At 65.6% G+C, this 12,950-nt stretch carries 13 protein-coding genes; 9 read left to right on the top strand and 4 right to left on the bottom strand.

Annotation, left to right across the window (positions count from 1 at the left end):
• The first annotated feature begins 79 nt into the window (after positions 1-79).
• The 6 genes from L6Q96_14400 (at position 80) to L6Q96_14375 (ending at position 5,889) form a co-directional block, all read left to right on the top strand.
• A complete protein-coding gene (locus tag L6Q96_14400) occupies positions 80-802 on the top strand; it encodes a 1-acyl-sn-glycerol-3-phosphate acyltransferase (GenBank protein MCK6555744.1) in 723 nt (240 codons plus the stop codon).
• A gap of 271 nt (positions 803-1,073) precedes the next feature.
• A complete protein-coding gene (locus L6Q96_14395) occupies positions 1,074-1,790 on the top strand; it encodes a paraquat-inducible protein A (GenBank protein MCK6555743.1) in 717 nt (238 codons plus the stop codon).
• Positions 1,787-2,428, top strand: coding sequence for a paraquat-inducible protein A (locus L6Q96_14390; GenBank protein MCK6555742.1), 642 nt, complete (start codon positions 1,787-1,789; stop codon positions 2,426-2,428). The genes L6Q96_14395 and L6Q96_14390 overlap by 4 nt, the downstream gene beginning before the upstream one ends.
• A complete protein-coding gene (locus L6Q96_14385) occupies positions 2,421-4,043 on the top strand; it encodes an MlaD family protein (protein ID MCK6555741.1) in 1,623 nt (540 codons plus the stop codon). Before L6Q96_14390 ends, L6Q96_14385 begins: the two co-directional genes overlap by 8 nt.
• On the top strand, positions 4,040-4,630 hold the full coding sequence (locus L6Q96_14380; protein ID MCK6555740.1) for a PqiC family protein: 591 nt from the start codon (positions 4,040-4,042) through the stop codon (positions 4,628-4,630). The genes L6Q96_14385 and L6Q96_14380 overlap by 4 nt, the downstream gene beginning before the upstream one ends.
• Positions 4,631-4,740: 110 nt before the next feature.
• Positions 4,741-5,889 carry an acyl-CoA dehydrogenase family protein gene (locus L6Q96_14375; GenBank protein MCK6555739.1) on the top strand — a complete coding sequence of 383 codons (1,149 nt, stop codon included), beginning with the start codon at positions 4,741-4,743 and terminating at the stop codon, positions 5,887-5,889.
• A gap of 25 nt (positions 5,890-5,914) precedes the next feature.
• Here L6Q96_14375 and L6Q96_14370 read toward each other — a convergent pair whose 3' ends face one another.
• Positions 5,915-7,120 (bottom strand): acetate/propionate family kinase, encoded by a 1,206-nt coding sequence (locus tag L6Q96_14370; GenBank protein ID MCK6555738.1) that lies wholly within the window; start codon positions 7,118-7,120, stop codon positions 5,915-5,917.
• A gap of 123 nt (positions 7,121-7,243) precedes the next feature.
• Between L6Q96_14370 and L6Q96_14365 the strand changes: the two genes are divergently transcribed.
• Together L6Q96_14365 and L6Q96_14360 are read left to right on the top strand one after the other, a co-directional pair.
• On the top strand, positions 7,244-7,699 hold the full coding sequence (locus tag L6Q96_14365) for a universal stress protein (protein ID MCK6555737.1): 456 nt from the start codon (positions 7,244-7,246) through the stop codon (positions 7,697-7,699).
• Positions 7,700-7,727: 28 nt separating this feature from the next.
• A complete protein-coding gene (locus L6Q96_14360) occupies positions 7,728-8,423 on the top strand; it encodes a class I SAM-dependent methyltransferase (protein ID MCK6555736.1) in 696 nt (231 codons plus the stop codon).
• A gap of 11 nt (positions 8,424-8,434) precedes the next feature.
• Here L6Q96_14360 and L6Q96_14355 read toward each other — a convergent pair whose 3' ends face one another.
• Entirely contained in the window at positions 8,435-10,276 is a 1,842-nt protein-coding gene (locus tag L6Q96_14355) for a lytic transglycosylase domain-containing protein (GenBank protein MCK6555735.1), read from the bottom strand.
• Positions 10,277-10,377: 101 nt separating this feature from the next.
• On the opposite strand from L6Q96_14355, the gene L6Q96_14350 reads away from it, so the two are divergent.
• Positions 10,378-11,565 carry an acetyl-CoA C-acyltransferase gene (locus L6Q96_14350; GenBank protein MCK6555734.1) on the top strand — a complete coding sequence of 396 codons (1,188 nt, stop codon included), beginning with the start codon at positions 10,378-10,380 and terminating at the stop codon, positions 11,563-11,565.
• 149 nt (positions 11,566-11,714) lie between these two features.
• Here L6Q96_14350 and L6Q96_14345 read toward each other — a convergent pair whose 3' ends face one another.
• Both L6Q96_14345 and L6Q96_14340 read right to left on the bottom strand, forming a co-directional pair.
• On the bottom strand, positions 11,715-12,032 hold the full coding sequence (locus L6Q96_14345; GenBank protein MCK6555733.1) for a hypothetical protein: 318 nt from the start codon (positions 12,030-12,032) through the stop codon (positions 11,715-11,717).
• Positions 12,033-12,197: 165 nt separating this feature from the next.
• Positions 12,198-12,929 (bottom strand): SIMPL domain-containing protein, encoded by a 732-nt coding sequence (locus tag L6Q96_14340; protein ID MCK6555732.1) that lies wholly within the window; start codon positions 12,927-12,929, stop codon positions 12,198-12,200.
• Positions 12,930-12,950: the final 21 nt, after the last annotated feature.

Here is a 12,950-nt window from a genome sequence, read left to right as displayed (position 1 = left end):
CGACCGGTTGCGCTCGGGACCGCGGTTCGTTCTCGGCTCGGTCTCACCTGGGTCATGTGCGGTGCGCCCGTACGCCATCGTGACACGATTCGTCGTCTCGGCCGCGCTGCGTTTGTGGGTCCACCGGTTGGTCGTTCGCCGTCGCGGTCCGCAGCCGCAGCTGGCGGTGGCGCAGATGCAGCGCTGGTGTCGGCGCGCCTGGCGGCGACTGCGTCTCGAGGTGAGGATCGTTGGGGAGCCGCTCGACACCCCGTGTCTTTACGTATCCAATCATCGGACATACCTCGACATCGCCGTCCTTTCCGGCGCGCTCGGGGCGACCTTTCTCAGTCGTGCGGACGTTGCCGACTGGCCCGTGTTCGGCGGCGTGGCGCGCGCCGCCGGCAGCATCTTCGTCGACCGCGACGATCCGGCTGACCGCGTAAGGGCGGCGCGCGAGTTGCTGCGGCGCGTACGAACGATGCGTGTTGTCGTCTTTCCGGAAGGAACCACGCGGGGCGAGCGGCTGCCCGGGCCGTTCGCCCCCGGCCTCCTGCGCCTCCTGCGTTGCGCACGCGTGCCGGTGGTCCCGGTGACGTTGCGCTACAGCGACCGGAGCGCCTACTGGGTAGACGATATTACGATGTGGACGCACTTACGTACGCGTGTTCTCGCGGGAACAGGTCTGAGCTGCTGGGTCCACGTCGGCACGCCGCTGGTACTTGCCGACACCATGGAGAACGCCCCGGAGACGATTGCGCGGGGTGAAGTCGCCCGACCGATCGAGATGTTCGGAGAGCTCTGCGGCCGCTACCCGCGGTAACGGAGCCGCACCGACCGAACGCGCTGCCGAGTGTGCGTTACGCGGGCAAGGGGTTGTCTTTCCCGCATCCGAATCCGCGGGAACCGTGGACACCTCGCCCGAACCGACGCGGCGATGCTGTCCCGGCGCAGTGGCTCGGTGTGGCCGCGTCTCATACGATTCTCGGGGAACACGGGGGTGAGTATGACAGGCAACGATAAAGCGCGCAGATGCCGCTGTTGGATTGACCTCCTGTCTTCCGTGTGCCATCCCGCGAATTGAGATGTGGAAGATGGTGGTGAGGGACGACGGCTCAGCAGGTAAGGCGGGACGGTTCTTCAACGCACCCGGGCCGGATGCGGGGATCGTCGCCTGTCCGCACTGTGACTTACTGCAAGGATATCCGAGCCTGACGGCCTGGGCCTCGGTACGGTGCCCGCGTTGCTACGGCGAGATAGGGCGGCACCGGCCCGACGCATTCGTCCGGATGCTGGCTCTCGCTCTGGCGGCCTCGGTGCTCTACGTGGTTGCCAACGCAACTCCGATGTTGGGGCTCTCGGCGGCTGGTCGGGCCGCTTCCACGACCGTAATCGGCGGCGTCCATCATCTGTGGAACAGCGGCGAGGCGGCGGTAGCGGTTCTGGTGCTATGGACCGCGGTGGTTGCGCCGGCGTTGCAGATCGGATTCGCACTGGCGATTGTCCTCGGTGTCCGCTGGACTCGCCCGCCCCGCTGGGTTGGGATACTCATGCGCTACCATCGGCTGACCGTGACCTGGAGCATGATCGAAGTGATGCTGCTCGGTGTGCTGGTGGCCCTGATCAAGATTGCGGACTATGCGGCGGTGATTCCAGGAGCGGCGCTCTACTTCCTCGGTGCGCTCGTCTTCGTGCTCGCGGCCATGCAGGCGAACGTCGATCGCCAGCAGGTATGGCGCCGGGTCGTCTGGGCGGAAGACAGCGTTCGATCGGCCGGCATGGCCGACATGTTGGCGGAGGCGACGCGGTGAGCCGCACGGCCTCGACCGCTATGCAGGCTGGATTGCAGAGCTGCGGAACGTGCGCGCTGCTCTCCCGGCCGGCCCATGGAGCGGAGCGCGGCCTTTGCCCCCGTTGCGGCGACGAACTGACATTCCGCAAGCCTTACAGCCTGCAACGCACATGGGCGTACCTCGTTGCCGCCGCGATCTGTTACGTTCCGGCCAACCTGCTGCCCGTGCTGACCACGACGACACCCGAGGGCACCGAATCCGACACGATTCTGCAGGGGGTCGCGCTCCTGTGGTCACCTACGGGCTGGCCGTTGTCGCTGATCGTCCTTTGCGCCAGCATCGTGATCCCGAGCGTGAAGATCCTGGCGATGGGATACATCCTCGTGAGCGTTGGGCGCGGTTCGGTCGCCAACACAGTGCAACGTATTCGCCTCTACCGGACGGTCGAACTGATCGGCCGCTGGTCGATGGTTGATGTCTTCGTCGACACGTTCACGGCTGCCCTCGTGCAACTGCAGCCGTTGATGTCCGTCTCGCCGGCCCCCGGTCTGTTTTTCTTCGCTGCCGTCGTCGTGCTCACCATGCTGGCGGTCGATGCATTCGACCCGCGCTTGATATGGGACGCCGACAGCGCCAACGAGCCGCAGTATGCCTGAGCGCGACCCGCCGCCGCTCCCGGAATCGAAGATCGTTGCGAAGGCACGTGCGCGGATCTCCGCCGTCTGGATCGTACCGGCTGTGGCTGCGTTGGTCGGCGCGTGGGTCGCGGCGACTCGCATCCTGAATCAGGGGCCCACGATCTCTATCGTTTTCAGGTCCGCCGAAGGCCTCGAGGCCGGCAAGACCCAGATCCATTACAATGGCGTACCGGTGGGGACGTTGACGACGATCGCCCTCGCGGACGATCACAAACGGGTCATCGCCTGGGCGCAGATGGCACCGGGAACGGCCGACTTGCTTGCCGAGGATACACGGTTCTGGGTCGTGGGCCCGCGCATTTCCGGAGCGAATGTGACCGGTTTGAGCACGCTGATTTCCGGCGCGTACATCGGCATGGAGATCGGTAAGTCACCGCAGAGGCGACGCGAGTTTGTCGCTCTGGACGCTCCGCCCGTCGTAACCGGGGAGACTGCCGGTCGTTTCTTCAAGCTGAAGACCCGTGACCTGGGGTCGATCGACACTGGGACGCCGCTGTTCTTCAGGCGCCTGCAGGTGGGACAGGTGGCGTCATACGTACTCGATCCGGACGGCCAGGCCATCACCGTCCGGGTCTTCGTGCAAGCGCCGTACGACCGGTACGTCAATGCCGACACGCGCTTCTGGCAAGCCAGCGGTGTCGACGTGTCACTGACCGCAGGCGGGATCGACATAGAGACGCAATCGCTGCTGTCCATTCTGGTCGGCGGGATCGCGTTCGAAACGCCTGCCACCGCGACGACGAGATCGGCGGCGGAGACCGATGCCCTCTTTCCTCTCTTCGACAACCGCAGCGATGCTCTTAAGATGACCGCTCAGGACCCACAGACGTACGTACTGGTGTTCACGGAGTCGGTGCGTGGGCTTGTCGATGGGGCGCCCGTGGAGTTTCGTGGCATTCCCATCGGCGAAGTGGTCGGTGTCAGCGGACAGGTCGATGCCCGGACGTTCACGTTCACCGCCCCGGTAACAATCCGGATCGACCTGCAGCGCTTTGGCGTCAGGGTGATCGAACCGGAGGCGAACCCCGATTCCGGAGCGATGCGGCGGCAGTTGATCGACTCTTTGGTGGCGCACGGGGTACGGGCGCAGCTCCAGACGGGGAACCTGCTAACTGGAGCGTTATTTGTGGCCTTCGATTTCTTTCCCGAAGCCCCTCCCGAGACCGTGGATTGGACGCACGATCCGGTTGAGCTGCCGACGGTGCCGGGTCAGCTTGCGGCGCTGGAAACCCGCATTGCCAGCATCGTTCGAAAGCTCGACGGCGTACCTTTCGATGCCATTGGCGAAGATGTGCAGGGACTGCTGGCGAAGCTCGATCGGGTTCCTTACGAGCGACTTGGCAACGACGTGCAACGTGCCGTCGAGGAACTTGGCCGCACGCTGGTTAGCGCCCGCAGCGCCCTCGATCACGCCGACCAGCTCGTCAAGCCCGAGTCGGTGCTGAGTCAGGAGGTCGCTGTCGCGTTGCAGGAAGTCGCTCGTGCCGCTCGCGGTCTGCGCGTGCTGGTTGACTATCTTGAGCGGCACCCGGAAGCGTTGTTGCGCGGCAAGTCGGGAGAGGGTCGGCCATGACGCCGCCGTTCTTCCGTATGCTCGCGATCCTGGCTTCGGCGTCGTCGCTGTGTGGCTGCGGAGCGTCGGCGCCTTCCCGTTTCTACACGTTGTCGGCCACGGCGCGGGCCGATGGCACGCCGGCGACCGCATGTGCGGTGTTGGTCGGGCCGGTGACGATTCCGGCGGCCGTCGATCGACCGCAGTTTGTGGTGCAGATCGCGCCGAACCGTGTCGACATCGACGAGTTCAATCGTTGGGTGGCGCCTCTGGCCGACGCTATTTCGCGGACCGTTGCCGCCGATCTTGCGACGTTGCTCGGGACGCCCGACGTGGCGGCCTGGCCGCTGGCGAACTTCGCTCCCGCGTATCGTGTGACGATCGATGTGCAGCGCTTCGAGTCGCTACGACTGCAGGCGGCCGTGCTGGATGCGGTGTGGACCGTGCAGCGGGCGACCGACGGGTCGACGCGGGTCGGGCGCACCGCCACCCGCGAGCCGGTTGGCGACGACTCCTTCGATGCGCTGGCGGCGGCCCACAGTCGGGCGTTGGCGACGATGAGCGCCGACATAGCTGCGGCCATTCGCGCCGACGCCGCGGCGCGGTAGTGCGCATGTACGCCCCCCTCGCCATGACGGCGGTACGCCGGTAATATCCCGCGCCGCCACGCCCGCGTTCACTCGCGTGCGGACGGCCGGGTGCCCGTCAGGAGGCTTGCATGCGACGCGATATCTTCACCGAAGAACACGAGCAGTTTCGTAGCCAGTTCCGGCGCTTTGCGGAGGCGGAGGTAATGCCCAAGATCCCCGAGTGGAACCTCCGCGGTATGAGCGACCGCGAAACCTGGCGGCGAGCCGGGGCGGCAGGTTTCCTTGGTGCGAACCAGCCCGCCGAGTACGGCGGTGCCGGCGGGGACTTCCTTTACGATGCCGTCATTATCGAGGAGATGACGTGGATCCGAGCGCACGCCATGATGATCTCGCTGCACTCGGACATCTGCATGCCCTACCTGGTTGCGTACGGCAACGTCGAACAGAAACGGAAGTACCTCCCGGGGGCGATCGCCGGCGATATCCTCCTCGGCATCGCCATGACCGAACCCGGCACCGGCTCCGACCTGGCGAATGTGCAAACGCGCGCCCTCCGGCGCGGCGATCACTACATCCTCAACGGTTCCAAGACATTCATCTCCAACGGTCAGATCGGCGACCTGTTCATCGTCGTCGCCAAGACCGATCCCGACGCCAACCCGCCCCACCAGGGCATTAGCTTGATTCTGGTCGAGGCGGGTACACCCGGGTTCGTCAAGGGAAGGAAGTTGGACAAGCTCGGCCTGCGCGGTCAGGACACCAGCGAACTGTCGTTCGAGGACTGCGCGGTGCCGGTACGCAACCTTCTCGGTGCGGAGGGGCAGGGCTTCCGCATGCTCATGGAGAAACTCCAACAGGAGCGGCTGTCGATCGCCGTGGCGTCGATAACCTCGTGCCGGCGGGCCCTTGCCGACACCATCGATTACACCAAACAGCGTAAGGCTTTCGGCCAGTCCGTCGCCGCCTTCCAGAACACGCAGTTCAAGCTTGCCGAGTACGCCACCGAGTGCGAGATCGGTCAGGCGTTTGTCGACAAGCTGCTCGTCGCCCACGTGCGCGGCGAGGATATCGTCAAGGAAGTGAGCATGGCGAAGTGGTGGACGACCGATCTCCAGAAGCGATTGACCAGCGACTGCGTGCAGCTCCACGGTGGCTATGGGTTCATGCTGGAGTATCCCATCGCCATGGATTACGCGGATGCGGCCGTGCAGAGCATCTATGCCGGCACGAACGAGATCATGAAGGTTATCATTGCGCGCCGGTTGGGGCTGACCTAGGCGGAAGGCGGAGGCCGGCAGCAGGTTACCGCCGTGGCGCTGAAAGCGGTGCGGCGGAAGCCGTCAGAACGCGCTGCGTATGGCGGGCGATCATGAGGTTTTCGTCGGTTCGCACTACCCAGGCGGATGGCGGTGCGGGCGAGCGGGAGATGCATGGGCCGCCGGCCTCGTTGGCGGCGCGATCGAGGGCCAGACCCAGCCATGCGGCGTCGGTGCACACCCGGGCGCGAATTGTGGCGGCGTTCTCGCCGATGCCGCCGGTGAACACCAGTGCGTCGACACCGCCGAGGGCGGCTACCAGGGAGCCCAGCTCGCGCGAGATCCGGTACACGAAGAGGTCGACGGCAGCCGCGGCGCGCGCCTCGCCACTGGCGAGTAACGTTCGCATGTCGCTCGAGATGCCGGAGACGCCCAGCAAACCCGCCTCGTGGTACAGCAACCGTTCCAACGCACGGGCGTCCATCCCTCGCTGGTCCATCAGGTAGAGTAGCACCCCGGGGTCGAGGGCCCCGCAGCGGGTACCCATCACCAGGCCGTCGAGGGCAGTGAACCCCATCGTGGTCGCGACGCTTCGGCCGTCCCGCATGGCACACATGCTGGCGCCGTTACCGAGATGGGCGACGACGACTCGGCCGTCGCCGACTTCCGGAGCGAGGGTCGGCAAGGCCGAGGCGATGTACTCGTACGAGAGGCCGTGGAAGCCGTAACGCCGCACCCCCATATCCGTGATCTGCCGCGGCAGCGCGCAGGCTTGCGCAACCGGCGGCTGCGAGCGGTGAAAGGCAGTGTCGAAGCAGGCCACCTGCGCCACCTCGGGCATCGACTCAGCCACCGCCCGGATGACGGCAAGGTTGTGCGGTTGGTGCAGCGGTGCGAGGGGGATCAGTTGTTCGAGCGCGGCGAGCACTGCCGCATCGATCCGCACCGGGGTGGCGAACTCCTGGCCACCGTGTACGATACGATGGCCCACGGCCCGAACGACACCGCCCCTCAAGTGCTCGCCGAGCCAGTGCCGGATCTCGTCGAGCGCACCCTGGTGCGTCGCGGCCTTCGGGCATGGCCGGTCGATGCTCGCCGATCCGCCGGTGCCGACCGTCAGCCGCGGCGCGGTGCCGATACCCTCGACCTGGCCGTGCGCCCCGGGCGCCAGTCTGCCGCTTGTGCCGACGTCGAACAGGGCGAACTTGATGCTCGAAGAGCCGGCGTTAACTACGAGAATCGTTTCTGACATGGGAGCCTGCCGCTGTGGCGTTTCAATACCCCGAAGCGGTCGCGGGGCCAATCCGGTGGGACCTGTCTCGATCCCTGTTCGTCGGCGCGGAAGCAGGTATACTCGGGACCGGAGGGTGTGCGCATGTTCGAATACTTCACCCGGATACTCGTGACCACCGACTTCTCCGAGGCGGGAAACCATGCCGTTGACCACGCCTTTCGCATCGCTGCCGATCAGGAGGCCGAAGTCTTGCTCTGTCACGTCTTCGAAGCCCTGGTTGTGCCCAATCCTATGTATGCGCAGTACTATCCCAGCGATGTGCTCGGGCCCGATGCACGGGAGCGGGCCGAGATCGACGCTCGCAACGCCTTGATCGAATGTGTGCCGAAGACCGGACCGCTCGCCGGTGTGCGCTACCGTACCGTGGTCGCCCATGGCATGCCGGCGGAGGAGATAATCCGAGTTGCCGAACAGGAAGGGGTCGATCTGGTCGTGATTGCCACCAAGGGTAGAACCGGCTTGCGCCACCTCCTGTTGGGCAGCGTCGCCGAACGGGTCGTGCGCCACGCCCATTGCCCGGTGTTGGTGGTGCGCTAGCTGCGCCGGGCCCGTCGCTGCGAACCGGATGGAGATCGGACCCGTGCTCGACAAGTTCATCGCTTTGACGCCGGAGACGTACAGTTATCTCGTTGCGCACCGCAGCGATCGGGACCCTTTGCTTGCCGAACTGGCTGAGGAAACTGCGGCTCTCGGGAACATCAGTCTGATGCAGGTCGCACCGGAGCAGGGAGCATTCATGGCTCTGCTGGCACGAGCGATCGGCGCGCGACACGCGATCGAGGTCGGCACTTTCACCGGTTACAGCGCCCTGTGTCTGGCACGGGCATTGCCCGACGACGGGCGCCTTCTGTGCTGCGATATCAGCGAGGAATGGACATCGATCGGCCGGCGCTTCTGGGAGCGGGCCGATGTCGCTCACAAGATCGATCTCCGACTTGGTCCTGCCCTGGAAACCCTGCGCGGGTTGCCGCCGACGGAGCAATTCGACCTTGCATTTGTCGATGCCGACAAGCCCGGCTACTCCGACTACTTCGAGGAGATTCTGCTGCGCCTGCGCCCGAATGGCCTGGTCCTGTTCGATAACGTGCTGTGGATGGGCGAGGTTGCCAACCCCTACGCGCAGGACGCGGATACGCTTGCCCTGCGAACCCTCAACGATGGTCTTGCCGTCGATCCGCGGGTCGAAAGCGTGATGGTTCCTATTGCCGACGGCCTCACGATCGTGCGTAAGCGCCGCGCGGGCGAGGGTTCCGAACGGTAGCGCGACCGCCCTCAGGCCCCCACGAAACACCGCCTCACTTCGGACTCCCGTCCCTCGCTTACGGCGCTGAACTTCTCCCAGAACACGCGATCGATGTGACGCAACTGGCGGGATGTCTGCGGCTTGCGGTACCGAGCCAGATGTCCGGGACCGCCGTTGTACACGGCGTAGGTGGCACGGGCCAGGTTGTCATGACCGCCGGGGCGTTCGTGCTCGCCGCGGGCGATGGCGTAGTCGCGCAGGTAGTGCTGCAGAATCTCGGTCCCGGCGCGGGCGTTGTACCGGATGTCCCAGCGCAGGCCGCGAATATCGTACAAACCGCGCCAGACCCGCTCGTTGATTTGCATCAAACCCACGGCACCGACCGGTGAGCGGATGTAAGTTGCCTGCCCGCCGCTGCGTACGAACTGGCGCCAGCAGCTTTCCTGCCACGCCGTCGCCAGCACCAGTCGGCGGTACAGATCGAGGTAGGACTCGCCGAGGGGCTGGCGATCGAGGGTTGCGGCCGTGGCGTCGTCGAGTACCTGGCGTACCGCTCGCAAGTAATCGTCGATGCGGTCGGTCGTGGGCAGCCATCCGGATACGCTTGCGGGCGGCGGCGCCTCGCCGGCCAATGCCGGTCGCGTGAGCCACCACTGTCGCCACCAGGATTGCGATTCGACGGCGTCGGGAGGGACGTCGGGAGGCGGCAACGGTGCACCGAAGCCGAACAGGTCGCGCAACTCCGGGTCGACTTCGGTGGAGTACGCCAAAGGGTCTTCGTCCGCAGTCGGAGCGAGGATGCGAGCCATACGCCGCAGGCCGTCGCCGGAGATCTCGATCCCCATCCCCGGACCGAGCTCGTGCAGCGCCACCAGAGCATCCGCTGCGGTTATGAAGCTGATGTAGCGCAGCCCCACTGATCCCGGCTGCGTCGCGGCGGCGTTGCGCAACACCGGGGCGAGCCGCTCCCAGGTCTTCAGGAACAAAGCCGGCGTCGGATCGTACGCCTCTGGAGTCGTCGGAGCGAGGACTTCGACGATCTCGTAGCGGCCCTCGATCAATGTCGTTCGCAAGGCCGCATGGAGATCGGGTGCCGCGCGGTCCCGGCCGAATACCTTGATGACGAAGGTCAGAAACGCGTCCCAGCGCTGCAGGGCGTCGTCCCAGCGCCGCAGTTCTTCCGGGGTCAGCGTGGGTTCTGCGGGCGCAGGGCTGGTTGCCGGCGGTGCCGCAACTTCAAAGGCGAGCGTCGCGCCGAGGCCGGCGTCGGTCACCGCGACGGCGCTGACGCGTACGGACTCGAGCATCCGTCGCACCTGCAGGGTGTCCCTGCCGGCGACCCAGAACGGAAGTAGCTCGCGCAGGTCGCGCAAAGGCCCCCCAATGTCGATACTGACGGCGGCAAACCTCGGGTGCACGCGATCCTTGACGAGGTCCCATAGCCGTCCGGTCATCAGAGGCTTCTTCCACTGCAAGTCGTAGACGTGCGAGTCGGCGATCGCGAACCTGATGGCATCGCCATCGGGACCGACGCTGGGGACCTCGATCAGCTCCAAGAATCCGTCCCACGTGATCGGCGACAGGCACAGGCCGCCGACGGCGGTTCCGAGTCGCCCCTCGCCGCGCGTTACGACGCGCAGCCGATCGCCGGCGCTGCTGACCACTGGGTCCCAGAGGCGCACGTAAGCGCAGTCCTTGCCGTCATTCCAAACCTCTGCTTTGCCGGGCTTCCCCCCATAGACCTGTTGCACGAGCGCCTGCTGCACGAAAGCGTGGTCCAGTCGCAGAGGGACCTGCACCTGCCGCTCCGTCTGCGCCGCGGCGAGGGCACACACCAGAATCGTCGCGAGGCCACAGCACGTCTGCCGCACCGGATCACCTCCCTCCGTCTCCCCGACCGCGACCCTGCTTGCAACCGAGGCTGACTCCTGACACCATCCGCCAGTTTTGCAAGTCCAAAGGAGACCTCGTCATGCGTGAAGCAGTCATCGTTGCCACCGCCCGGACCGGCATGGCCAAGTCGTTTCGCGGCTCTTTCAATCGCACCCGTCCGGATGACATGGCAGCTCACTGTATCAAAGAAGTCGTGAAGAAGGTTCCGCAGCTCGATCCGAAGGAGATCGAGGAGGTCGTGATCGGGACGGGATTCCCCGAAGGTCCGCAGGGGTTCAACGCCGGCCGCAACGTCGCGGTTCTCGCCGGTTTGCCGATCACAGTTCCGGGCGTGACGGTCAGTCGGTTCTGCTCCTCGGGCCTCAATGCCGTCGCCAACGCGGCGCACATGGTAATGGTGGAGGGGGCAGATGTGGTTATCGGGGGCGGCATCGAGTCCATCACGATGCTGCAGAACGATTTCAACAAGAACAACCTTTTCAACCCGTGGCTCCTCGATCACAAGAAGGACATCTACATGCCCATGGGCCTCACCGCCGAGGTGGTGGCGACCCGATACAAGGTGAGTCGCGAGAAGCAGGACGAATTCGCCCTGACCTCGCAGCAGCGAACGGCAGCGGCGCAAAAGGCGGGCAAATTCAGGGACGAGATCGCGCCGATGAAGGCGACGATGGACGTCACCGACAAGGCGACCGGCGTGACCTCGCAAAAGGAGGTCGTTGTCGACCGCGACGAGTGTAATCGACCGGACACGACCCCCGAGGGGCTCGCGAAGCTGGCCCCGGCCTTCAAGGAAGGTGGTTCGGTTACGGCGGGCAACTCTTCGCAGTTCTCCGACGGCGCGTCGGTAAACCTCATTATGTCGCTTGACCGCGCCAAGGCGCTGGGCATCAAGCCGCTCGGGTTTTTCCGCGGTTGTGTGTTTGCGGCTTGCGAGCCCGACGAGATGGGCATCGGCCCCGTGTTTGCCGTGCCTAAGCTGCTCAAGCAGCATGGCCTGAAGATAGACGACATCGACATCGTCGAGCTCAACGAGGCGTTCGCCTCGCAGGCCGTCTATGTGCGGGACAAGCTCGGCATCGACTCGACCAGGCTGAACCCGAACGGCGGCGCCATCTCGATCGGACATCCCTACGGTATGACCGGTGCACGCCAGACCGGACACCTGTTGCTCGAGTTGCAGCGACAGAAGAAGCGCTGGGGTATCGTGACGATGTGCGTCGGGGGCGGCATGGGTGCGGCAGGATTGTTCGAGGCGGCGCTGTAGTGGCCGGCTTATGCCACACGCCGTAAGGGGGGGCGGGCGGGGCGGTCGCTGCGTAGAGGATTGAACAAGGACTTTCTAATGGCCAACGCCCCGCTCTCCGCGTTCCGGCCGCTACCCCACCGTTCCGTATCCGAATCCGAAGCGCGCAGCTAGTGCTGGAACTCCTCGCCGAAGTCGGTCGGACTCTGCCCGTAACAGGGATTCCTGCGCCGCCGGTTGTCCTGGTCGAAGATCCACTGATTGTAAACGTTCCTGTCGCCGCACATGTACTGCAAGCAGCGTTTCGTCGAACCGTACCAGTTGATGCCGATGGGGAGGTCGCAATCGAACGGCGTCTGGGGTCGGTTCACGTCGATCTGTGCCGGCGGCCCGACTCGAGCCGGGGATTCGGCGGTGGCGGTGGTGGCTGGCAGATGGAGGACCGCGGCGGTCACTACGGCCAGACCCCATAACGCGGGAGTGTTCATACGTGCAGGATGAGCCGCCGGATGAGAGTTTGCAACCGCTGGTCGCCGGACCGATGAACCACGACCGGCGATCGGCGGTTGGTCCTTCCTGGGCGGTCGAAGGCGACCGGCGAACGGCGGCCGTCGTCTGCCCAGGTGAGCGTTCATCGATCGCCCGGCCAGCCCTTACTCGATCTCCCAGGTCACGGTCAGCGTTGCCGACACGCTGACCGTGCCGGGTTCGATCGGGGTCGGAGATCGAGCCTCGGCGGCCATCATGCCGTAGTCGAAGCGGCGCATCGGGACCACCGGGCCGCTGCTGGTGGTGGCGGCGACGATGCGGATGAGCTTGACACCGAGGCCTCGGGCGATGCTCTCGGCCTGCGCACGTGCGTCGGTGGCGGCACCCTCGATGGCCGCACCCTGGTGTTCGTTCTTCTTGCTCAGCGTGAACTGCAGGTTGGCGACGCGGTTGGCGCCGGCTGCCGTCGCGGTATCGATGAGGCTGCCGAGGGCGTCGACAGCGCGGGTCTCCACCCGCACTTCGTTGCGCGCCACGTAACCGACGATACGGGGCTGTTCCCCTTCTCCGCGGCGGGTTTGTTCGTAGCGGGGTTCGAGCGAATAACGCGTGGTGGCGACACGATCGTCCTTGCCCAGGGTGCTGCGGACGGCCTTGATCACGGCGTCCGCCCGCCGGGCATTGTCGGCGATGGCGTCCGCGGCCTTGGTGCCCGTGGTTTCGATGGCGAAGCTGATCACCGCCAGGTCCGGGGTGGCATCGACCTCTCCATGGCCGGTCACCGAGACGGTTCGGCGCGAGGACGTCCCGGCTTCCTGCCCCGGCGCCGTGCCGGCGACGCTCAGGGCAAAGAACACGGCGGCGCCGGTTAAGGTCAGGCCGTCAGGGTGGCGCATACGAGGCTCCTTTCTCACGTA

The organism is Candidatus Binatia bacterium (assembly GCA_023150935.1).
In the GTDB taxonomy this organism is placed as follows: domain Bacteria; phylum Desulfobacterota; class Binatia; order HRBIN30; family HRBIN30; genus JAKLJW01.
The sequence above is the reverse complement of the archived record's forward strand: the minus strand, read 5'-3'. Positions and strand labels throughout refer to the sequence as shown.